Here is a 21359-nt window from a genome sequence, read left to right as displayed (position 1 = left end):
GCTAATCGGAGGCGCGGGTATAAACCGCGTCTCGTCGTTTTGTCGGACCTTTACCCATGAGCTTCAGCCCCCTGATTCGCCAACTGATTGATGCCCTGCGCACTTTGCCGGGCGTGGGTCAGAAAACCGCCCAGCGCATGGCCTTGCAGCTGCTGGAGCGCGACCGCAGCGGCGGTACGCGATTGGCCCAGGCGCTGAGCCAGGCCATGGAGGGCGTCGGCCACTGCCGCCTGTGCCGCACCCTGACCGAGGACGACCTGTGCCCGCAATGCGCCGATCCACGGCGCGACGACACGCTGTTGTGCGTGGTCGAAGGGCCGATGGATGTCTACGCGGTGGAGCAGACCGGTTATCGCGGTCGCTATTTCGTGCTCAAAGGCCACCTGTCGCCTCTTGACGGCCTGGGCCCGGAAGCCATCGGCATTCCCCAGCTGCTGGCGCGGATCGAAGAGCAAGGCAGTTTCACCGAGGTGATCCTGGCCACCAACCCGACGGTGGAAGGCGAGGCGACCGCCCATTACATTGCCCAGCTGTTGACCAACAAAGGCCTGATCACCTCGCGTATCGCCCATGGCGTGCCCCTGGGCGGCGAGCTGGAACTGGTGGACGGCGGCACCCTGGCGCACTCGTTTGCCGGGCGCAAGCCGATCGCGCTGTAAGTGTTTCGGCTGTGAGCAAAAAACTACTGTAGGAGCGAGCTTGCTCGCGATGGCCACCCGACCTGGCGCGCCGCGTCGCTTGCATCGCCAGCAAGCTGGCTCCTACAGGGCGGTTCGCGCGGTCCTTCTTGAAAACCAAGCAAGCGCTAGGTAAGTTTCCTCAACCTTCAGAGGAGCTTGCCGATGTCTGCCTGCCAGGAATACTTCGACCCTAGCCATCAGTTGGTCCGCGACAGCGTTCGACGTTTCGTCGAGCGGGAAATCCTCCCGGACATCGATCAATGGGAGGAGGCGCAAGGCTTCCCCCGCGAGCTGTACCTCAAGGCTGGCGCGGCCGGCATCCTCGGTATCGGCTATCCCGAGGCCCTGGGGGGCAGCCATGAGGGCGACCTGTTCGCCAAGATCGCCGCCAGCGAGGAGCTGATGCGCTGTGGCTCCGGAGGCCTGGTGGCGGGCCTGGGCTCGCTGGACATCGGTTTGCCGCCGATCGTCAAATGGGCGCGGCCCGAGGTTCGCGAGCGGGTGGTGCCACAGGTACTGGCGGGGGAGAAGATCAGCGCCCTGGCGGTCACCGAGCCCGGCGGCGGTTCGGACGTGGCCAATCTGCAGACCCGGGCGCTGCGTGACGGCGACTTCTACCGCGTCAGCGGCAGCAAGACCTTTATCACCAGTGGCGTGCGCGCCGATTTCTACACGGTGGCGGTGCGTACCGGCGAGCCCGGTTTCGGCGGCATCAGCCTGCTGCTGATCGACAAGGGCACGCCGGGATTCACCGTCGGCCGGCAACTGAAGAAGATGGGCTGGTGGGCGTCGGATACCGCCGAGCTGTTTTTCGACGATTGCCGGGTGCCGGCCAGCCACTTGATCGGCGTCGAGAACCTGGGCTTCGCCTGCATCATGGGCAACTTCCAGAGCGAGCGCCTGGCGCTGGCCCTGATGGCCAACATGACCGCGCAGCTGGCGCTGGAGGAGAGCCTGAAGTGGGCCCGGGAGCGCGAGGCCTTCGGCAAGCCCATCGGCAAGTTCCAGGTGATCAAGCATCGCCTGGCGGAGATGGCGACCGCGCTGGAGGTGTCCCGCGAATTCACTTATCGCCAGGCGGCGAAGATGGCGGCGGGCCAGAGCGTGATCAAGGAGATTTCCATGGCCAAGAACTTCGCCACCGATACCGCCGACCGCATCACCCACGATGCCGTGCAGATTCTCGGCGGGCTGGGTTACATGCGCGAAAGCCTGGTGGAGCGGCTGTATCGCGACAACCGCATCCTGTCCATCGGCGGCGGCACCCGGGAAGTGATGAACGAAATCATCAGCAAGCAGATGGGGCTGTAGGGCTATTGCTTCGCGAGCAAGCTCGCTCCTACAGGGGAATGCAAGCGACTGTAGGAGCGAGCTTGCTCGCGATAGCGTCGGGCCTGACTACTCAAGGGCGGAGTGATTTACCGCTCGCTCAACGAGAACTGCGTCAGGCAGAAAGTTGGAATGTCCATGTCTCGCAGGCGTTGCGAGCCGCCCAGCTCAGGCAGGTCGATGATGGCGGCGGCCTCGTAGACTTTTGCCCCCATGCGGCGCACCAGGTTGGCCGCGGCGATCAAGGTACCGCCGGTGGCGATCAGGTCATCGAACATCAGCACCGAATCGCCTTCGCACAGGCTGTCGGCATGCACTTCCAGGAAGGCTTCGCCGTATTCGGTCTGGTAACCCTCGGCAAGCACATCGGCCGGCAGCTTGCCTTGCTTGCGGAACAGGATCAGCGGTTTGTTCAGCTGGTAGGCGATGATCGAGCCGATCAGGAAGCCGCGGGCATCCATGGCACCGACGTGAGTGAAGTCTTCTTCGACATAACGCTGGGCAAAGGTGTCGGCGACCAGGCGCAAGGCCTTGGGCGACTGGAACAGGGGAGTGATGTCACGGAAGATCACGCCCGGCTTGGGGAAGTCGATGACTGGGCGGATCAGGGATTTGATGTCGAAGGAGTCGAAGGCCATCGTGGCGGTGTCCTGGCGGGCATGAAGTGGAGCGCGCCAGTATAGCCCCGCCCGAGCCGCTTGGCTCGGGCGCGGGGCTCTGCTTCAGCCTTCCAGGGAGCCGCCGGCGAGGGCGCACAGCTGGATCGGGTCGAGAATGTGCACCTCTTTGCCTTCAGCGGCGATCAGCGCGTTCTGCTGGAAGCGGGTGAACACCCGGGACACGGTTTCCACCGCCAGGCCCAGATAGTTGCCGATCTCGTTACGCGACATGCTCAAGCGGAACTGGTTGGCCGAGAAGCCACGGGCGCGGAAGCGTGCCGACAGGTTGACCAGGAAGGTGGCGATGCGCTCGTCGGCGGTCTTTTTCGACAGCAACAGCATCATCTGCTGGTCGTCGCGGATCTCGCGGCTCATCACCCGCATCAGCTGGCGGCGCAGTTGGGGCAGCTGCAGGGCCAGTTCGTCGAGGCGTTCGAAGGGGATTTCACAGACCGACGTGGTTTCCAGGGCCTGGGCGGAAACCGGGTGGATCTCGGTGTCCATGCCGGACAGGCCGACCAGTTCGCTGGGCAGGTGGAAGCCGGTGATCTGTTCTTCGCCGCCGTCGCTGAGGCTGAAGGTCTTCAGGGCACCGGAGCGCACTGCATAGACGGAGTCGAAGGCGTCGCCCTGGCGAAACAGGAACTCGCCTTTTTTCAGGGGGCGGCCGCGTTTAACGATTTCGTCCAGCGCATCCATGTCTTCCAGATTCAGAGAAAGTGGCAGGCAGAGGGGGGCCAGGCTGCAATCCTTGCAATGGGCCTGGTTGTGAGCGCGCAGTTTTACTGGCTCGGACATTCAATAGAATCCTTGTGGGAAAACACACATAAGCCGTAAGGGTAACTCACGGGAGGAGGTTCCGGCCAGTCCGTGCCGTATTGGCGCTTAGTCGTAAAGCTGTCCGTTTGTAGCTTCCAGGCCACTGCGGAAAAATGCGCTCGTGCAGTCCATTCAGGGTATTTCCAGCGCTGACCGTCACTTGCAGCCGCCGATTATCCCAGCGTCAAGTATCAGGCTTGTTTGCGCCTTGTCTGTCCCGACAGTTTTTGTCCGCTACCTGCGACAAGTTGTCGCGCCGAACGGTCGGGTCGTGGCTCATGACGCCCTAGATGACCCGGGAAAAACGCTGTCGATTCTGTTGCTCCAGATACGTGTCGAACACCATGCACACCGAACGCACCAGCAGGCGCCCGGCCGGCAGCACTTCAATGCCTTCGTTGCTCAGCGTGATCAGGCCGTCTTCGGCCATGGCTTGCAGTTGCGGCCAGAGGTCGCCGAAGTAACCGCGAAAGTCGATGTTGAACTGCTGCTCGATGGCCTCGAAGTCGAGGCTGAAATTGCAGATCAACTGCTGGATCACCGCGCGCCTGACGCGGTCGTCCTGATTGCATACCAGGCCGCGACTGGTGGCCAGTTGCGCGCCGCCCAACAGGTTCTGGTACTGGGTCAGGTCGCTGCTGTTCTGGCAGTACAGGTCGCCGATCTGGCTGATGGCCGAGACGCCCAGGCCGATCAGGTCGCAGTGGCCATGGGTGGTGTAGCCCTGGAAATTGCGTTGCAGGGTCGACTCTTCCTGGGCGATCGCCAGCTCATCGTCGGGCAGGGCGAAATGGTCCATGCCGATGTAGCGGTAGCCCGCGGCCGTCAGCTGTTCGATGGTGCGCTGCAGCATCTGCAGTTTTTCCGCCGGCTCCGGCAGCTCGTGGCTGTTGATCCGCCGTTGCGGCATGAAGCGCTCCGGCAGATGCGCGTAGTTGAACACCGAGAGCCGGTCCGGTTGCAGGTTGATGACTTCCTCGACGGTGCGGGCGAAGTTGTCCGGCGTCTGTTTTGGCAGGCCGTAGATCAGGTCGATGTTGATCGAGCGAAACTGCAGGGTGCGCGCCGCTTCGATCACCGCCCGGGTTTCTTCCAGGCTCTGCAGGCGATTGACCGCGCGCTGTACCGCCGGGTCGAGGTCCTGCAGGCCGATGCTGACGCGGTTGAAGCCCAGCTCGCGCAGCAGGCCCATGGTCGACCAGTCGGCTTCGCGGGGATCGATCTCGATGCCGTAGTCGCCCGAATCGTCGTCCAGCAGGTTGAAGTGCTGGCGCAGGTGGCTCATCAGCTGCCGCAGTTCATCGTGGCTGAGAAAGGTCGGGGTGCCGCCGCCGAAGTGCAGTTGCTCGACCTTTTGCCCGGGGTCGAGATGGCAGGCGATCAGCTGGATTTCCTGTTCCAGGCGCTGCAGGTAGGGCAGGGCGCGCCCGCGGTCCTTGGTGATGACCTTGTTGCAGGCGCAGTAATAGCAGATGTTCGCGCAGAACGGCACGTGCACGTACAGCGACAGCGGCCGTAGCGCCTTGCGGCTCTCGCGCAGGGTGTGGAGCAGGTCGAAGGTGCCCACCTGGCTGTGGAATTGCACAGCGGTGGGGTAGGAGGTGTAGCGCGGTCCCGCCAGGTCGTAACGGCGGATCAGATCGGTGTCCCAACGAATGGCGTCGAGCATGCGGGAATTCCCCCGGTAGGCAGGCAGTGTTCGCGAGTCTAGGGGGTTGGCGCCCGGGCCATCTTGATTTGCATCAAGGCTGGCGGGCGCGCGGAGCTTGTCATACGAGTCTTGCGTCGTCGCTGCCGAAGGCCGGAGGCAGCGGGAAGGGTTGCCTCAGTGCCCCATCAACCAATGCTGATGCGGACCGGGCAAGGTCCAGATGCCGAACAGGATCACCAGCAGGCCGCCGGCCATGCGCACGCTGCGCCGACGCAGCAGCGCGGTGACCCGTTCCGCTGCGAGCCCGGTCGCCAGCAGCACCGGCCAGGTACCCAGGCCGAAGGCCAGCATCAGCAAGGCGCTGTCGAGGGCATTGCCCTGGCTGGCGGACCACAGCAGGGTGCTGTAGACCAGGCCGCACGGCAGCCAGCCCCAGAGCGCGCCCAGCAGCAAGGCGCGTGGCAGGCTCGACACTGGCAGCAGGCGGTTGGCCACCGGCTGTATATGGCGCCATAGGCCGCGTCCGAGGCTTTCGATGCGGGTCAGGCCGCTCCACCAGCCGGCCAGGTACAGGCCCATGGCAATCAGCAGCAGGCCGGCCAGCACGCGCATGGCCATGGCCGCCGGGCTGCTGGCCACGGCCCAGCCGGCCAGGCCGATCAGCAGGCCCGCGGTGGCATAGCTGAGGATGCGCCCCAGGTTATAGGCCAGCAGCAGGCGAAAACGCCGGCTGCGCTGCTCCGGGGGAATGGCCAGGGTCAGGGCGCCCATCAGGCCGCCGCACATGCCCAGGCAGTGACCGCCGCCGAGCAGGCCGAGAATCACCGCGGAAACCAGCAGCGGTGCCAGCTCAAGCATGGGGCGGCGCCTGGTCTTTGTGTGGTGGCTGCTCGGCCGTCGGTTGGCCTTTGGCCTCATCGATCGCGGCGGTGTGCTTGGGGTCCTGGTCGTCGAACAGAATGCTGTGGGCGGGGCCGTCGAGGTCGTCGTACTGACCGCTGTCGACCGCCCAGAAGAAGATGTAGATGGCGATGGCCACGATCAGCAGCGCCGCCGGGATCATCACGTAGAGAGCTGGCATGGGTAGGCTCCATGCCCGCGCGGCTCAGGCCGGTAGCGGGCGGGTTTGGGTCGTGGCCTCGGCCTGGGGCTGGCCCGGCAGGCGAGTCAGGCGCAGGGCATTGAGCACCACGGTCAACGAACTGATGGACATGCCGATGGCGGCCCATACCGGAGTGATCCAGCCGAGGGCGGCGAACGGCAGCATGAGGCCATTGTACAGCCCGGCCCACAGCAGGTTCTCGATGATTATCCGACGCGTGCGGCGGGCCAGGCCGAAGGCCTGCACCAGCGCATCCAGGCGGTTGGACAGCAGCACCGCATCGGCGCTGGTCTTGGCCAGGTCGGTGGCCGAGCCCATGGCCACGCTGATATCGGCGGCGGCCAGCACCGGCACATCGTTGACCCCGTCGCCGAGCATCAGCACTTTGCGGCCCTGGCGATGCAGTTGTTGCAGCACCTGCAGCTTGTCGTCGGGACGCAGGCCGCCGCGGGCTTCGTCGATGCCCAGTTCGGCGGCGACGCTGGCGACCATCGGCGAGCTGTCGCCCGAGAGCAGCAGGGTGTTCCAGCCGCGCGCCTTGCAGGCGGCCAGCAGCGCCGGAGCATCGCTGCGCAGGCGATCGTCGAGGACCAGCCAGGCCAGCGGCCCTTGGCTATCGCCCAGCAGCAGCCATTGGCCGGCTTCGTCCGGCATCGCCGGGACCGCACAGGCGCTGAGCTCGCAGACGAAGGCGGGCTGGCCGATGCGCAGACGCTGTTCGCCCACCAGCCCTTCCAGGCCCAGCCCGGGCATGCTCAGCACTTCTTCCGCGGCCAGCGGCGCACGGCCGAAGGCTCGGGCAATCGGGTGTTCGGAGCGGTTTTCCAGGGCGGCGGCCAGGCCCAGGCACTGCTGGCTGTCGAGGTCGCCCACAGGAAGAATCGAGCGCAAGGCCAGGCGCCCCTCGGTGAGGGTGCCGGTCTTGTCGAAAATCACCGTGTCGATCTGGTTCAGGCCTTCGAGTACATGGCCGCGGGTCAGCAGCAGGCCGAGTTTGTGCAGGGTGCCGGTGGCAGCGGTGAGCGCGGTCGGGGTGGCCAGGGACAGCGCACAGGGGCAGGTGGCGACCAGCATGGCCAGGACGATCCAGAAGGCCCGGGAGGCGTCCAGCTGCCACCAGAGCAGGCCGATGGCGGCCGCGGCGATCAGGGAGAACAGCAGGAACCATTGGGCGGCGCGGTCGGCGATCTCCGCCAGGCGCGGTTTTTCCGCCTGGGCCCGGTCCAGCAGGCGGACGATGGCCGACAGGCGCGTGTCCTGACCCAGGGCCAGGACCTCCACGGTCAGCGCGCCCTCGACGTTGAGGGTGCCGGCGGTAACCGCATCGCCGATGTTGCGCGGTTGCGGCAGGTATTCACCGGTGAGCAGGGATTCGTCGATGCTCGACTGGCCATCGAGGATCTTGCCGTCGGCCGGCAGGATGGCGCCGGGATGCACCAGCACCTTGTCCCCCAAGCGCAGTTCGCTGAGCAGGATGCGTTCGCTCTGGCCGTCGGCGCCCAGGCGCAGGCATGAGGCCGGCAGCAGGTTCACCAGTTGTGCGGTGGCGGCGGCGGTGCGCTCGCGGGCACGGCGTTCCAGGTAGCGCCCGGCCAGCAGGAACAGGGCGAACATGCCCACGGCATCGAAGTACAGCTCGCCGACGCCAGTGATCGAGGTCCAGATCCCGGCGATGTAGGCGGCGCCAATTGCCAGCGACACGGAAACGTCCATGGTCAGGTGGCGGGTGCGCAGGTCGCGCAGGGCACCCTTGAAAAACGGCGCGCAGCTGTAGAACACGATCGGCGTGGTGAGAAACAGCGCGACCCAGCGCAGGATGGTGTGCAGCTCGGGGCTCAGGTCGATATTGAATTCCGGCCAGGTGGCCATGGTCGCCATCATCGCCTGGAACCACAGCAGCCCGGCCACGCCCAGTTGGCGCAGGGCCAGGCGGTTTTCACTGGCCAGTTGCTCGGCAGCACGGTCGGCCTGATAGGGGTGCGCGGCGTAGCCGATCAGGCGCAGCTCGCTGAGCACCTGGCTCAGTGGCAACTGGCTGTCGGCCCAGCGCACATGCAGGCGATGGTTGGACAGGTTCAGCCGCGCCTCGGCCACCGCCGGCAGGCTGCGCAGGTGTTTCTCGATCAGCCAGCCACAGGCGGCGCAGCTGATGCCTTCCATCAGCAGGGTGGTTTCGGCCAGCTCGCCCTCATGCCGGACGAAGGGTTGCTGCACGTCCGCCCGGTCGTACAGCGCCAGTTCGTCCACCAGTTGCACCGGCAGCGCCTCCGGGTTGGCCGAGGCTTCGCTGCGATGGCTGTAGTAGCTCTCCAGGCCGCCGGCGACTATGGCTTCGGCCACCGCCTGGCAGCCCGGGCAGCAGAACTCGCGGGGGGCGCCGAGCACGACGGCGGTGAAGCGGCTGCCGGCGGGAACGGGCAGGGCGCAGTGGTAGCAGGGCAGTGGCGTGGTCATCGCGGGTCTTTGTTCCAGGGGCGGACCTCATCGCCGGCAGGCCGCTGCCTGGGAAGCAGCAGCCTGCCGGCGATGTTCGGAGGGCGCTTACTTGTCCAGGTGTTCCGCACCTTGCAGCGGTTCGTCACCCAGCAGCAGGTCCTTGTCGTGGCTGACCTGTTCCTCTTCGAACATGCGCCAGGTCTTGTCGCCCTCGACACCCAGCAGTTCGACAAACCGGCGGCCATCGACCTTGTCGCTCAACTGGCCAATGTAGCGGCCTTGTTCGGTTTCGCTGCGGGCGAGGGTGATCTTGCGGTCTTTTTCCGGCTGGGTCGGCGAGATCAGGTTCAGCTCCAGGGTGGCGGGCGCGCTGTTGCCGCTCAGGCGCAGGTCGACTTCGCCGGTGAGGTCATCCAGATGCACACTGGCGCGCAGTTGCAGGGTCTGGGCCAGCAGCTCGCGGTCCAGGGAGCGGTTGATACCTTTGCCGGCCTCGTAGTAGTTGTCGTTGACCAGGTTGTCCGGGTTGTTCACCGCGATGGTCACCATGGACAGGGTCAAGGTCACCGAGCAGGCCAGGATGCCGATGATGATCCAGGGCCAGAGGTGCTTGTACCAGGGGCTTGTGGCGGTCGCTGCGGGCATGATGACTTCTCTTAACGAATTTGTGGGCCGATGAACCGGCTCTTGGCTTCAACGTGGACGCTTTCGTCGTCGGCGTCCTTGAGGATGAACTTCACCTCGTTGGTGCTCGACGGCAGTTGTTCCGGCGAGCTCGACAGCTCGACCGGCATGCTGACGATATCGCCGGCCGCCACCTTGATCTCGCGCCGGCCTTGCAGCTTGAGGTCCGGCAGGCCGGCGGCGTCCAGGACGTAGGTATGGTCGCGCTGGTCCTTGTTCATGATCTTCAGGCTGTAGACGTTCTCGATCCGGCCTTCGGCGTTCTCGCGATAGAGCACGCGGTCCTTGCTGACATCGAAGCCCACCAGCGAACGCATGAAGAAGGCCGTGACCAGCAGGCTGATCATCGCCAGCAGCACCAGTGCATAACCGATCAGGCGTGGACGCAGTTTATGGGTTTTCTGCCCGGACAGGTTGTGTTCGGTGGTGTAGCTGATCAGGCCGCGCGGGTAGTCCATCTTGTCCATGATGTTGTCGCAGGCATCGATACAGGCAGCGCAGCCGATGCATTCGATCTGCAGGCCGTCACGGATGTCGATGCCGGTCGGGCAGACCTGCACGCACATGGTGCAGTCGATGCAATCGCCCAGGCCCATGGCCTTGTAGTCGGCGCCTTTCTTACGCGGGCCGCGACCTTCGCCACGACGCGGGTCGTAGGAGACGATCAGGGTGTCCTTGTCGAACATCACGCTCTGGAAGCGGGCGTACGGGCACATGTAGATGCACACCTGTTCGCGCAGCCAGCCGGCGTTGCCATAGGTGGCGAGGGTGAAGAAGCCGACCCAGAAATACGACCAGCCATCGGCCTGGCCGGTGAAGAAGTCGATGACCAGCTCGCGGATCGGCGAGAAGTAACCGACGAAGGTCATGCCGGTGACGAAGCCGATCAGCAGCCAGAGGCTGTGCTTGCTGAACTTGCGCAGCAATTTGTTGGCGCTCATCGGCGCCTTGTCGAGCTTGATGCGCTGGTTGCGGTCGCCTTCGGTGACCTTCTCGCACCACATGAAGATCCAGGTCCAGACGCTTTGCGGGCAGGTATAGCCGCACCAGACGCGCCCGGCATACACGGTGATGAAGAACAGGCCGAAGGCGGCGATGATCAAAAGCCCGGACAGCAGGATGAAATCCTGGGGCCAGAAGGTGGCGCCGAAAATGAAGAACTTGCGCTCCGGCAGGTTCCACCAGACAGCCTGGTGGCCGCCCCAGTTGAGCCACACCGTACCGAAATACAGCAGGAACAGGGCCGCACCGCCAACCATCCGCAAGTTGCGGAAGAGGCCGGTGAAAGCGCGTGTGTAGATTTTTTCCCGAGAGGCGTAGAGGTCTACGCTGTTGTTCGAATTCTTGGCAGGAGGGGTGACGTCATGTACCGGAATCTGGTTGCTCATCATTGCATCCCACGGCAGTGGAGAAATGCCCCGGTCAGTACGTGCCGACCGCGATCAAGTAGGGGTGTTGCAGTGGCGCAATGATACGCCTGTCGCTCTAGCTCAAGGGTGCGACCTTTGGTCGCGTTGGGGGAAATCAAATGATGGTGTAATGACTTGAATCAATTGACTTGTGAATTATGGACGCTTTTCGCCGCGACCGCGTTCAATCGTTCCACGGGTTGAGCAGTTGCACACCGCTGGACTGGAAGTCGGCGATGTTGCGGGTAACGACTGTCAGCCCATGTTCCAGGGCGGTCGCCGCAATCAGGGCATCGCATTCATTACTGCGATCAGGAACGTGCAATCGGGCGCAGCGCATCGCGACAGCATGGTCAATGGCCAGTATTCGTCCGTTGAAAGCGGGCATCACGTGCAGTTCCAGCCAGGCACGCAGCAGCGCCCCTTGGGTGCGATCGCGGCGTTCCAATCGCAGGATGCCGGTTTCCAGTTCCAATAACGTAATGACTGACAAAAACAGGCTGGTTGGCGCCACGGTCTGAGCCCAGGCCACTACCTTGCGATCAGTGTTGGGCTTACGTAATTCGGACACGACGTTGGTATCGAGCAAAAACATCAGGACAGATCGATCTCGCGAGGAATGATGGTTGCGCGCTCTGTTTCGAAATCGATTTCAGGCGCTTCAGGCATGACCAGCATGTCGACGATGCTGGTGTTCAGGCCGCTCAGTTTTTCGTAGTCCTCAATGCTTAGCAGCACATGGGCGGGCCTGCCACGGTCGGTGATGATGACCGGGCCGTTTCTTGAGGCTTTTTTGGCACCACTTGTGTCCTGATTGAATTCGCGACTGGAGATGGTGGTGGTAGGCATCGTCATACCCTCGACAAAAATTTCATGTAGCAACGTTACTACTCTTGGCGGGGAGGCGGCAATCTCAAGCGGGGGCAGAGCGACGGACGTGAGGGGAGAGGAAAATAAAAAGGCCCCGCCAATGGACATTGGCGGGGCCTTTTCTGTTACCCGAAGGTGTCTGCCTTACTCGGCGTCCGCCGGCTTGTCACTGTGGGACAGGCTGTAGACGTAAGCGGCCAGCAGGTGAACCTTGTCGTTGCCTTGCAGCTGTTCCTGGGCAGGCATCTGGCCCTGACGGCCGTAACGGATGGTCTGCTGCAGTTGGGCGAAGCTCGAGCCGTAGATGAACGCGCCCGGGTGGGTCAGGTCAGGCGCGCCCATGGCTGGGGTGCCTTTACCGGCCGGACCGTGGCACGCCACGCAGTTGGCGGCGAAGATCTTCTGGCCGTTGGCCGGGTCGGCCTTGGCACTTTCCGGCAGCTTGCGGCCATCGAGGTTGGTCAGCACGTAGGCGGCCACATCGCTGACGCCTTGTTCGCCGATGACTTCGGCCCAGGCCGGCATCACCGCGTGACGACCGCCCATGATGGTGGTCTTGATGGTCTCCGGCTCGCCGCCCCAGCGCCAGTCGGCGTCGGTCAGGTTCGGGAAGCCATAGGCGCCCTTGGCGTCGGAACCGTGGCACACCGAGCAGTTGGAGGCGAACAGGCGGCCACCCATCTTCAGGGCTTGCGGGTCCTTGGCGACTTCTTCGATCGGCATGGAGGCGAACTTGGCGAAGATCGGACCGAACTTGGCGTCCGACTTGGCCATTTCCTTTTCCCACTCGTGCACGCCGGTCCAGCCGGTCTGGCCGTTGGCGAAGGGGGTCTGCTTTTCGGTGTCCAGGTAGTTGTAGCCTGGCAGCAGGCCTTTCCAGTTACCCAGGCCCGGGTAGAGCACCAGGTAACCCAGGGCGAAGACGATGGTGCCGACGAACAACATGAACCACCATTTCGGCAGCGGGTTGTCGTACTCCTCGATCCCGTCGAAGGAGTGGCCGACCGTCTCGTCGGTCTGCTCGGCGCGCTGGCCCTTGCGGGTCGACAGCAGCAGCCAGGTCAGGGCGAAAATGGTACCCAGACTGAGGACTGTGACGTACAGACTCCAGAACGTAGTCATTCTTTGTTACTCCTAGAAGCTTGCTCGACGTGCTTGATGGCTTCGGGATCATCCGCGAACGGCAGCAAGGTCGCGTCTTCGAACTCGGACTTGCGCTTGGGGCTGAATACCCACAGCGCCAGGCCGATGAAGGCCACCATCACCACTACGGTGCCCAGGCCACGAATCATCCCGATATCCATCTAAATCACCGTTTGCTTTTGATGATGGTGCCCAGGCCTTGCAGATAGGCCACCAGCGCGTCCATTTCGGTTTTGCCCTTCACGGCATCCTTGGCACCGGCGATGTCTTCGTCGGTGTAAGGGACGCCGAGCGTGCGCAAGACTTCCATTTTTTTCGCGGTGTCTTTGCCGTCGAGCTTGTTTTCTACGAGGAACGGGTAAGCCGGCATTTTCGACTCGGGTACAACGTTGCGCGGGTTGTACAAGTGCGCACGCTGCCAGTCATCGGAGTAACGACCACCGACGCGGGCCAGGTCCGGACCGGTACGCTTGGAACCCCACAGGAATGGGTGGTCCCAGACGCTTTCGCCGGCGACCGAGTAGTGGCCGTAGCGTTCGGTTTCGGCACGGAACGGACGGATCATCTGCGAGTGGCAGCCGACACAACCGTTGGCGATATAGACGTCGCGGCCTTCCAGTTCCAGCGCGGTGCGCGGCTTCATGCCTTCCACCGGCTTGTTGGTGACGTCCTGGAAGAACAGCGGGACGATCTGGGTCAGGCCGCCGATGCTGACGGCGATGACCATGAAGAAGGCCAGCAGGCCGATATTCTTCTCTACTGCTTCATGCTTCATCAGTGAGCTCCAACTACAGAGATCTGAGCGGCGGCTTCAGCTTCAGCCGGGTTCGAGGCGCGAACGGTGCGGAACACGTTGTACGCCATGAACAGCATGCCGGCGGCAAAGAACGCACCGCCCAGGGCGCGCACGATGAAACCAGGGTGGCTGGCCTGCAGGGCTTCGACGAAGGAGTAGGTGAGGGTGCCGTCATCGTTGATTGCACGCCACATCAGGCCCTGGGTGATGCCGTTGACCCACATCGAGGCGATGTAGAGCACGGTGCCGATGGTTGCCAGCCAGAAGTGGGTGTTGATCAGGCCGATGCTGTGCATCTGCTGGCGACCGAAGACTTTCGGGATCATGTGGTACAGGGCGCCGATGGAGATCATCGCTACCCAGCCCAGAGCGCCGGCGTGTACGTGGCCGATGGTCCAGTCGGTGTAGTGCGACAGCGAGTTGACGGTCTTGATCGCCATCATCGGACCTTCGAAGGTCGACATGCCGTAGAACGCCAGGGACACCACCAGGAACCGCAGGATCGGGTCGGTGCGCAGCTTATGCCAGGCGCCCGAGAGGGTCATCATGCCGTTGATCATGCCGCCCCAGCTTGGCGCCAGCAGGATGATCGACATGGCCATGCCCAGGGACTGCGCCCAGTCCGGCAGCGCGGTGTAGTGCAGGTGGTGCGGACCGGCCCAGATGTACAGGGTGATCAGCGCCCAGAAGTGCACGATCGACAGACGATAGGAGTAGATCGGACGCTCGGCCTGCTTGGGCACGAAGTAGTACATCATCCCCAGGAAGCCGGTGGTCAGGAAGAAGCCCACGGCGTTGTGGCCGTACCACCACTGGATCATGGCGTCGGTCGCGCCCGAGTAGGCCGAGTAGGACTTGAAGAAGCTGACCGGCAGGGAAGCGTGGTTGACGATGTGCAGCATCGCGGTGACCACGATGAAGGCACCGTAGAACCAGTTACCCACGTAGATGTGCTTGGTCTTGCGCTTGACAATGGTGCCGAAGAACACCAGACCGTAGGTGACCCAGACGATGGCCAGCAGGATAGCCAGGGGCCATTCCAGTTCCGCGTATTCCTTGGTGGTGGTGTAACCCAGCGGCAAGGTAACGATCGCGCCGACGATCACGGCTTGCCAACCCCAGAAGGTGAAGGCCGCCAGGCTGTCGGAAATCAGTCGCGTTTGGCAGGTTCGCTGCACGACGTAGTAAGAAGTGGCAAACAACGCACATCCACCGAAGGCGAAAATCACCAGGTTGGTGTGCAGCGGGCGCAGGCGTCCAAAGGTCGTCCATGGCAGACCGAAGTTCAACTCCGGCCAGACCAGTTGCGAGGCGATGAAGACACCGAGCCCCATGCCAAGGATCCCCCAGACCACCGTCATGATGGCGAACTGGCGGACTACCTTATAGTTATAAGCAGTCGGACTGATTGCTGTGCTCATTCTAAGGTTCCACGGTTTGGGTGTTTTATTAGGAGTAAAAATCGGCCGCAAGTATGGAGAAAGCAGGGGGTCATTGCAACGCGCCATGACCTGGGTCAATGCTTTCAAAAGCTGATTCTGCGGCCTTTCCATGCGCGGAGTAAGGACAAAATCGGCCCAGGACAAAATGTCGCAGCGGATGAAAAAGGCGAGGGGTACAGGTCAGTTGTAACCGGGTGTGTGGAAAGCCATTGAACGAGCGACAGACGGTAAGTGGCACGACAGCCGGTATACACCAGCCTTTGCGGCCTGTCCTCGAACGATGGCTTCGAATGGAACGGCTACTTCTGGTCTGTGACCGGCCATTGCCAGTCCACTGCGAAGCAGCTTAGACCTGAATCCGGAGAGTGGAAAGGCAGAGGGTAGAGAGGGTGCGACACTTGGTCGCGCAGAGGCAGGGAACTGCCGCATCGAGCGATGCGGCAGTGGGTGGAGCGGCTATTGCTCGCTTGGGGTCTCGGTCTGCGGCTGGCTGGCCGCGTTGTGGGACAGGCTGTAGACGTAGGCCGCGAGCAGCTGCACCTTGTCGTTGCCCAGCAGTTCGCTCTGCGCCGGCATGTGGCCCTGGCGACCATGGCGAATGGTCTGTTGCAGCTGGGTCAGGCTGGTGCCGTAGATGAAGCCCGCCGGTTGCGTCAGGTTCGGCGCGCCCATGATTTCCGTGCCCTGGCCGTTGGCGCCGTGACAGGCGACGCAAGTAGTGCTGAACGCCTGCTTGCCGGCGACCAGGTCGGCGCTGCTGTCGGCGGGCAACGGCAGGCCGGCGAGTTCGTGACGCACATAGGCCGCGACGTTCTTCACCCCGTCCTCGCCCAGCACTTCACCCCAGGCCGGCATGGCCGCCATGCGACCGCCCATGATGGTGGCCTTGATGGTGTCGGCGTTGCCGCCCCAGCGCCAGTTGTTGTCGGCCAGGTTAGGGAAGCCGAACGCTCCCTTGGCATCCGAGCCGTGGCACACCGAGCAGTTGGAAGCGAACAGGCGTCCGCCCATTTTCAGCGCCTGCGGATCCTTGGCCACTTCTTCCACGGGCATGGCGGCGAACTTGGCGAAGATCGGGCCGAACTTGGCGTCTGCCTTGTCCATTTCCTTTTCCCACTCGTGCACACCGGTCCAGCCATTCTCATAGCCGGGCAGGATGCCTTTCCAGTTGCCCAGGCCCGGGTAGAGGATCAGGTAGCCGACGGAAAACACCAGGGTGCCGGCGAACAGCATGAACCACCACTGCGGCAGCGGGTTGTCGTACTCCTCGATGCCGTCGAAGCTGTGGCCCATGGTCTGGTCGACGCTGCCCTTGGTCTCGCCCTTGCGCGTGCCGATCAACAGCCAGGTCAGGCCGATCAGGCTGCCTATGGTCAGTACGCAGATGTACGTACTCCAGAAGGTGGTCATGGCCGAATGCTCCTTGTCGCGTGCTCTTCGGATTGAGCGTCATCAGATGGATTGCCGTGCACTTGCGGCGAAGGTTCGTCGGCGAAGGGCAGCAGGCGTGCCTGGGCGAACTCCGGGTTGCGCTTGGCGTTGAAGACCCAGATCGACAGGCCGATGAAGGCAATCATCACCACCAGCGTGCCGAGCCCGCGGATCATGCCGCTATCGAGTTCAAGAACCATGGCTCACCTCTTGCTCTTGATCGCAGTGCCAAGCACTTGCAGGTAGGCGACCAGGGCATCCATCTCGGTCTTGCCCTTGAGGGAGGCGACGGCACCGGCGATATCGTCGTCGTTGTACGGCACGCCGAGGGTGCGCATGGCGCGCAGCTTGGTCTCGGTGTGGCTGCTGTCGACCTGTTGGGTGACCAGCCATGGGTAGGCCGGCATCTTCGACTCGGGCACCACGTTGCGTGGGTTGTACAGGTGCGCGCGGTGCCAGTCGTCGGAGTAGCGGGCGCCGACCCGGGCCAGGTCCGGACCGGTACGCTTGGAACCCCACAGGAACGGGTGGTCCCAGACGCTTTCACCGGCGACCGAGTAGTGGCCGTAGCGTTCGGTCTCGGCGCGGAACGGGCGGATCATCTGCGAGTGGCAACCGACGCAGCCTTCGCGGATGTAGATGTCGCGGCCTTCCAGCTGCAGGGCGGTGTAGGGCTTCATGCCTTCCACCGGCTTGTTGGTGACGTCCTGGAAGAACAGCGGGACGATCTGGGTCAGACCGCCGATGCTCACGGCAAATACCATCAGCAGCATCAGCAGGCCGACGTTTTTCTCGATGACTTCGTGTTTCATGGCGGACTCCTCAGGCCATCTGCGCAGCGGCGGTGATTTCGGCAGGCTGGGCCGCGCGCACGGTGCGCCAGGTGTTGTAGGCCATCAGCAACATGCCGAAGAGGAAGATCGCGCCACCGACCAGCCGCACGATGAAGCCTGGGTGGCTGGCCACCAGGGTTTCGACGAAGGAGTAGGTCAGTGTCCCGTCTTCGTTGACCGCGCGCCACATCAGGCCCTGGGCGATGCCGTTGACCCACATCGAGGCGATGTAGAGCACGGTGCCGATGGTGGCGAGCCAGAAGTGCGCGTTGATCAGGCCGATGCTGTGCATCTGCTGGCGACCGAAGACTTTCGGGATCATGTGGTACAGCGCGCCGATGGAAATCATCGCCACCCAGCCCAGGGCGCCGGCGTGGACGTGGCCGATGGTCCAGTCGGTGTAGTGGGAGAGGGCGTTGACGGTCTTGATCGCCATCATCGGACCTTCGAAGGTCGACATGCCGTAGAACGCCAGGGACACCACCAGGAACCGCAGGATCGGGTCGCTGCGCAACTTATGCCAGGCACCCGACAGAGTCATCATGCCGTTGATCATGCCGCCCCAGCTCGGTGCGAGGAGGATCAGCGACATCACCATGCCCAGGGACTGCGCCCAGTCCGGCAGCGCGGTGTAATGCAGGTGGTGCGGGCCGGCCCAGATGTACAGGGTGATCAGCGCCCAGAAGTGCACGATGGACAGGCGATAGGAATACACCGGACGCTCGGCCTGCTTGGGTACGAAGTAGTACATCATCCCCAGGAAACCCGCGGTCAGGAAGAAGCCCACCGCGTTGTGGCCGTACCACCATTGCACCATGGCGTCGGTCGCACCGGCATACACCGAGTAGGACTTGGTCAGGCTGACGGGCAGTTCCAGGTTGTTGACGATGTGCAGGATGGCCACGGTGATGATGAAACCGCCGAAGAACCAGTTGCCGACGTAGATGTGCTTGGTGTTGCGCTTCATCACCGTGCCGAAGAACACGATGGCGTACGCCACCCAGACGATGGTGATGAGGATGTCGATCGGCCATTCCAGCTCGGCGTATTCCTTGGAGCTGGTGTAGCCCAGCGGCAGGCTGATGGCCGCCAGGAGGATTACCAGCTGCCAGCCCCAGAAGCAGAACGCGGCGATTTTCGGCGCGAACAGCTGGGTCTGGCAGGTGCGTTGCACCGAGTAGAAGGAGCTGGCGAACAAGGCGCAGCCGCCAAAGGCGAAGATCACCGCGTTGGTGTGCAACGGGCGCAGGCGACCGAAACTGGTCCAGGGCAGGTTGAAGTTGAGTTCGGGCCAGACCAACTGGGCAGCGAGAAAAACCCCGAGCCCCATGCCGACGATGCCCCACACCACCGTCATAATGGCGAATTGGCGGACCACCTTGTAGTTGTAGGCGGTACTGATAGAAGTGTTCATGGTTCCCCATCCACGGTTCAGCTGAAGTGAAAGCGACTGCGCACGGCAAGGCGCGCTCACTTCTTCTGGAGTTATAGGCAGACTAAAAGCGAGGTAAGCATGGGCAAACGGCAAGGGGCTGTTATTGACGGGGATCAATGGGTGCAGTGCGTGCGGGAACGGGGCTGGCTCTGGGATGTCGCGCAGCAGTCGCTGGCCGGCGAACCGCTGACCCTGATCTTGGCCCATGGCGCCGGCGCGCCGATGGACAGCGCTTTCATGAGCGATATGGCCGCACGCCTTGCGGCGCATGGGGTCAACGTCCTGCGCTTCGAGTTTCCCTACATGGCCCAGCGTCGCCTTGATGGTGGCAAACGGCCGCCTAACCCGGCGCCGAAGCTGCTGGAGTGCTGGCGCGAGGTGTATGCCCAGGTGCGACCTCATGTCGCTGGGCGGTTGGCCATTGGCGGCAAGTCCATGGGCGGGCGCATGGCCAGTTTGCTCGCCGACGAGCTGGGCGCCGATGCGCTGGTGTGCCTGGGGTATCCGTTTTATGCCGCCGGCAAGCCGGAGAAACCGCGGGTCGCCCACCTGGCCGAATTGCGCACCACGACCCTGATCGTCCAGGGCGAGCGCGATGCCCTCGGCAACCGGGCGGCGGTCGAAGCCTATGCGCTGGCGCCGGCTATCGAGCTGTTCTGGCTGGCGGCGGCCGACCATGACCTGAAACCGCTCAAGGCCTCAGGCTTCACCCATGAGCAGCACCTGGAAGCGGCGGCGCAGAAAGTTGCCGAGGTCTTGCGCCAGTTGAATGGCTGAACGCTTTTTTGACTGTAGGAGCGAAGCTTGCTCGCGATTGTTTTTCAAGGCGACAACGGTGGCGGCTGCCAAGCTCCATCGCGAGCAAGCTTCGCCCCTACAGATACAGAAGACGCGCGTGGTGCTGGAAAACAGGCAATAAAAAACCCGGAAGGCGAACCTTCCGGGTTTTTTGTCTGGTTTCGGCTTAGCGGTTGAAGCGTTCGACCAACGAGTACTGGGTGTTGGCGGTGCGGGTCAGCTCTTCGCTGAGTTGCGCCGAATGCTGCGCCTGCTCCGAGGTCTGGTCGGCCAGCTGGGCAATGGTGCTGATGTTGCGGCTGATCTCCTCGGCCACGGCGCTTTGCTCTTCGGTGGCGGCGGCGATCTGGGTGGTCATGTCGGTGATGTTGGCCACCGCTTCGCTGATGCCCACCAGCGCCTGGTCGGCTTCCAGCACCCGGGCCACGCCTTCCTCGGCCTGACGGTGTCCGGCGTCCATGGTCTGCACCGCCGTGCTGGCGGTTTGCTGGAGCTTGGCGATCAGGGTGTGGATCTGCCCGGTGGATTCGCTGGTGCGTTGCGCCAGTTGGCGAACCTCGTCGGCCACCACCGCGAAGCCGCGGCCCATTTCCCCGGCGCGAGCCGCTTCGATGGCCGCGTTCAGCGCCAGCAGGTTGGTCTGGTCGGCGATGCCCTTGATCACATCGACCACGCCACCGATTTCGTCGCTGTCCTTGGCCAGTTGGGTCACGGTCAGGCCGGTTTCGCCCACCACCACCGACAGGCGCTGGATCGCTTCGCGGGTTTCCCCGGCGATGTCGCGTCCGCGCCCGGTGAGGCGGTTGGCTTCCTGGGTGGCATCGGCGGTGCGCTGCACGTGGCTGGCCACTTCCTGGGTGGTGGCGGCCATCTGGTTGACCGCGGTGGCCACCTGTTCGGTTTCCACGCGCTGGCGTTCCAGGCCGCTGGAGCTGTTGTGCGCCAGGGTGTCGGACTGCCGCGCCTGCTCGTTGAGGTGCTCGGCGGTATCCTGCAGGCGGGTCAGGCAGGTTTTCAGGCGGGCTTCCTGGCTGAGGATCGACATCTCCAGGCGCGCCTGGGCGCCACGGCTGTCGGTGTACATCTGGGCGATCAGCGGGTCGGAGGTGGTCTGCTCGGCCAGGCGCAGCAAACGCTTGAGGCCGCGCTGTTGCCAGCTCAGCCCGAGCAGGCCGAGCGGCACGCAAAGGCCGGCGGCGAGGGCAAAGCCCCAGGAAGAGTTGAGCCAGGCGCCAATCAGGAAGCTCAGCTGGCTGATCAGGATGAATGGCAGCCAGTCCTGAAGTATCGGCAGCCATTTGTCGCGTTTCGGAATGGCCGACTTGCCCTGGTTGATGCGTTGGTAAAGCGCTTCGGCGCGGCGGATCTGCTCGGCGGTGGGCTTGACCCGCACCGACTCGTAGCCGACCACTTGCTGGCCTTCGAAGACCGGTGTCACGTAGGCGTTGACCCAGTAGTGGTCACCGGTCTTGCAGCGATTCTTGACAATGCCCATCCATGGCAAGCCTTGTTTCAGGGTGGCCCACATGTGCGCGAACACCGCGGCCGGGACGTCGGGGTGACGGACCAGGTTGTGCGGTGCGCGGACCAGTTCCTCACGAGAAAACCCGCTGATTTCAACGAAGGCATCGTTGCAGTAGGTGATCACGCCTTTGGCATCGGTGGTGGAGATCAACCGTTGCTGAGTCGGAAAGGTACGTTCGCGCTGGGTGACGGGCTGGTTGTTACGCATGGTTTTTCTATCCGCAAGGCTTTGATAGGTTGTCGGCGGCCTTCGCCAATTATTGAGGTTTTTTTCAGTAATTTGAGAAGTGCCTCATTGACAGAGGCCTTATTTTGCAA

22 protein-coding genes are annotated in these 21359 nt (G+C 63.3%); 3 read left to right on the top strand and 19 right to left on the bottom strand.

The features are described from left to right. The first annotated feature begins 56 nt into the window (after positions 1 to 56). Together recR and AC07Y9_RS01250 are read left to right on the top strand one after the other, a co-directional pair. A complete protein-coding gene (gene recR, locus AC07Y9_RS01255; RefSeq protein WP_007922386.1) occupies positions 57 to 659 on the top strand; it encodes a recombination mediator RecR in 603 nt (200 codons plus the stop codon). Between the two features lie 183 nt (positions 660 to 842). Beyond that, positions 843 to 1991: an acyl-CoA dehydrogenase family protein gene (locus AC07Y9_RS01250; protein WP_092418177.1), complete on the top strand. Its 1149-nt coding sequence runs from the start codon at positions 843 to 845 to the stop codon at positions 1989 to 1991. Positions 1992 to 2098: 107 nt separating this feature from the next. Here AC07Y9_RS01250 and AC07Y9_RS01245 read toward each other — a convergent pair whose 3' ends face one another. From AC07Y9_RS01245 to ccoN (AC07Y9_RS01160), 18 genes are all read right to left on the bottom strand, one after another. Next, positions 2099 to 2647, bottom strand: a complete 549-nt coding sequence (locus tag AC07Y9_RS01245) for an adenine phosphoribosyltransferase (RefSeq protein ID WP_007922389.1) — start codon at positions 2645 to 2647, stop codon at positions 2099 to 2101. Positions 2648 to 2731: 84 nt separating this feature from the next. Beyond that, positions 2732 to 3466, bottom strand: a complete 735-nt coding sequence (gene fnr / locus AC07Y9_RS01240) for a fumarate/nitrate reduction transcriptional regulator Fnr (protein ID WP_009042954.1) — start codon at positions 3464 to 3466, stop codon at positions 2732 to 2734. A gap of 307 nt (positions 3467 to 3773) precedes the next feature. Further along, complete coding sequence (hemN, locus tag AC07Y9_RS01235; protein WP_102678825.1) at positions 3774 to 5156, bottom strand: oxygen-independent coproporphyrinogen III oxidase; 1383 nt, start codon at positions 5154 to 5156, stop codon at positions 3774 to 3776. Positions 5157 to 5312: 156 nt separating this feature from the next. Then, positions 5313 to 5996 carry a sulfite exporter TauE/SafE family protein gene (locus AC07Y9_RS01230; protein WP_007922394.1) on the bottom strand — a complete coding sequence of 228 codons (684 nt, stop codon included), beginning with the start codon at positions 5994 to 5996 and terminating at the stop codon, positions 5313 to 5315. Further along, the gene (ccoS, locus tag AC07Y9_RS01225; RefSeq protein WP_102678826.1) at positions 5989 to 6219 is read right to left on the bottom strand and encodes a cbb3-type cytochrome oxidase assembly protein CcoS; all 231 of its coding nucleotides are present in this window, start codon (positions 6217 to 6219) and stop codon (positions 5989 to 5991) included. The genes AC07Y9_RS01230 and ccoS overlap by 8 nt, the downstream gene beginning before the upstream one ends. A gap of 24 nt (positions 6220 to 6243) precedes the next feature. Continuing rightward, positions 6244 to 8694 carry a heavy metal translocating P-type ATPase gene (locus AC07Y9_RS01220; RefSeq protein ID WP_102678827.1) on the bottom strand — a complete coding sequence of 817 codons (2451 nt, stop codon included), beginning with the start codon at positions 8692 to 8694 and terminating at the stop codon, positions 6244 to 6246. An 87-nt stretch (positions 8695 to 8781) separates the two neighbouring features. After that, positions 8782 to 9321 carry a FixH family protein gene (locus tag AC07Y9_RS01215; protein WP_007922399.1) on the bottom strand — a complete coding sequence of 180 codons (540 nt, stop codon included), beginning with the start codon at positions 9319 to 9321 and terminating at the stop codon, positions 8782 to 8784. Between the two features lie 11 nt (positions 9322 to 9332). After that, positions 9333 to 10748: a cytochrome c oxidase accessory protein CcoG gene (gene ccoG, locus AC07Y9_RS01210; protein WP_007922401.1), complete on the bottom strand. Its 1416-nt coding sequence runs from the start codon at positions 10746 to 10748 to the stop codon at positions 9333 to 9335. Between the two features lie 205 nt (positions 10749 to 10953). Then, positions 10954 to 11364 carry a type II toxin-antitoxin system VapC family toxin gene (locus AC07Y9_RS01205; RefSeq protein ID WP_102678828.1) on the bottom strand — a complete coding sequence of 137 codons (411 nt, stop codon included), beginning with the start codon at positions 11362 to 11364 and terminating at the stop codon, positions 10954 to 10956. Continuing rightward, positions 11364 to 11618, bottom strand: coding sequence for a type II toxin-antitoxin system Phd/YefM family antitoxin (locus AC07Y9_RS01200; protein WP_007922405.1), 255 nt, complete (start codon positions 11616 to 11618; stop codon positions 11364 to 11366). The genes AC07Y9_RS01205 and AC07Y9_RS01200 overlap by 1 nt, the downstream gene beginning before the upstream one ends. 165 nt (positions 11619 to 11783) lie before the next feature. Then, positions 11784 to 12761 carry a cytochrome-c oxidase, cbb3-type subunit III gene (gene ccoP, locus AC07Y9_RS01195; protein ID WP_007922407.1) on the bottom strand — a complete coding sequence of 326 codons (978 nt, stop codon included), beginning with the start codon at positions 12759 to 12761 and terminating at the stop codon, positions 11784 to 11786. Further along, a complete protein-coding gene (locus AC07Y9_RS01190; RefSeq protein WP_003175465.1) occupies positions 12758 to 12943 on the bottom strand; it encodes a CcoQ/FixQ family Cbb3-type cytochrome c oxidase assembly chaperone in 186 nt (61 codons plus the stop codon). The genes ccoP (AC07Y9_RS01195) and AC07Y9_RS01190 overlap by 4 nt, the downstream gene beginning before the upstream one ends. A 5-nt stretch (positions 12944 to 12948) precedes the next feature. Next, complete coding sequence (ccoO, locus tag AC07Y9_RS01185; protein ID WP_009042961.1) at positions 12949 to 13557, bottom strand: cytochrome-c oxidase, cbb3-type subunit II; 609 nt, start codon at positions 13555 to 13557, stop codon at positions 12949 to 12951. Next, complete coding sequence (ccoN, locus tag AC07Y9_RS01180; RefSeq protein ID WP_007921354.1) at positions 13557 to 14999, bottom strand: cytochrome-c oxidase, cbb3-type subunit I; 1443 nt, start codon at positions 14997 to 14999, stop codon at positions 13557 to 13559. The genes ccoO (AC07Y9_RS01185) and ccoN (AC07Y9_RS01180) overlap by 1 nt, the downstream gene beginning before the upstream one ends. A 477-nt stretch (positions 15000 to 15476) precedes the next feature. Beyond that, positions 15477 to 16430: a cytochrome-c oxidase, cbb3-type subunit III gene (gene ccoP / locus AC07Y9_RS01175; RefSeq protein ID WP_007921353.1), complete on the bottom strand. Its 954-nt coding sequence runs from the start codon at positions 16428 to 16430 to the stop codon at positions 15477 to 15479. Further along, positions 16427 to 16651: a cbb3-type cytochrome oxidase subunit 3 gene (locus AC07Y9_RS01170; protein ID WP_007921351.1), complete on the bottom strand. Its 225-nt coding sequence runs from the start codon at positions 16649 to 16651 to the stop codon at positions 16427 to 16429. The genes ccoP (AC07Y9_RS01175) and AC07Y9_RS01170 overlap by 4 nt, the downstream gene beginning before the upstream one ends. Before the next feature lie 3 nt (positions 16652 to 16654). After that, positions 16655 to 17263 (bottom strand): cytochrome-c oxidase, cbb3-type subunit II, encoded by a 609-nt coding sequence (ccoO, locus tag AC07Y9_RS01165; RefSeq protein WP_007921349.1) that lies wholly within the window; start codon positions 17261 to 17263, stop codon positions 16655 to 16657. 10 nt (positions 17264 to 17273) lie between these two features. Continuing rightward, a complete protein-coding gene (ccoN, locus tag AC07Y9_RS01160) occupies positions 17274 to 18698 on the bottom strand; it encodes a cytochrome-c oxidase, cbb3-type subunit I (RefSeq protein WP_009042964.1) in 1425 nt (474 codons plus the stop codon). Positions 18699 to 18797: 99 nt separating this feature from the next. Here ccoN (AC07Y9_RS01160) and AC07Y9_RS01155 point away from each other — a divergent pair, with 99 nt between their 5' ends. After that, positions 18798 to 19496, top strand: coding sequence for an alpha/beta family hydrolase (locus AC07Y9_RS01155; protein WP_102678829.1), 699 nt, complete (start codon positions 18798 to 18800; stop codon positions 19494 to 19496). A gap of 187 nt (positions 19497 to 19683) precedes the next feature. Here AC07Y9_RS01155 and AC07Y9_RS01150 read toward each other — a convergent pair whose 3' ends face one another. Then, positions 19684 to 21249, bottom strand: coding sequence for a methyl-accepting chemotaxis protein (locus AC07Y9_RS01150; protein ID WP_007921342.1), 1566 nt, complete (start codon positions 21247 to 21249; stop codon positions 19684 to 19686). Positions 21250 to 21359 lie beyond the last annotated feature (110 nt).

This window comes from Pseudomonas sp. GW456-L12 (assembly GCF_059424045.1).
This window is presented reverse-complemented; position numbering and strand designations above follow the sequence as displayed.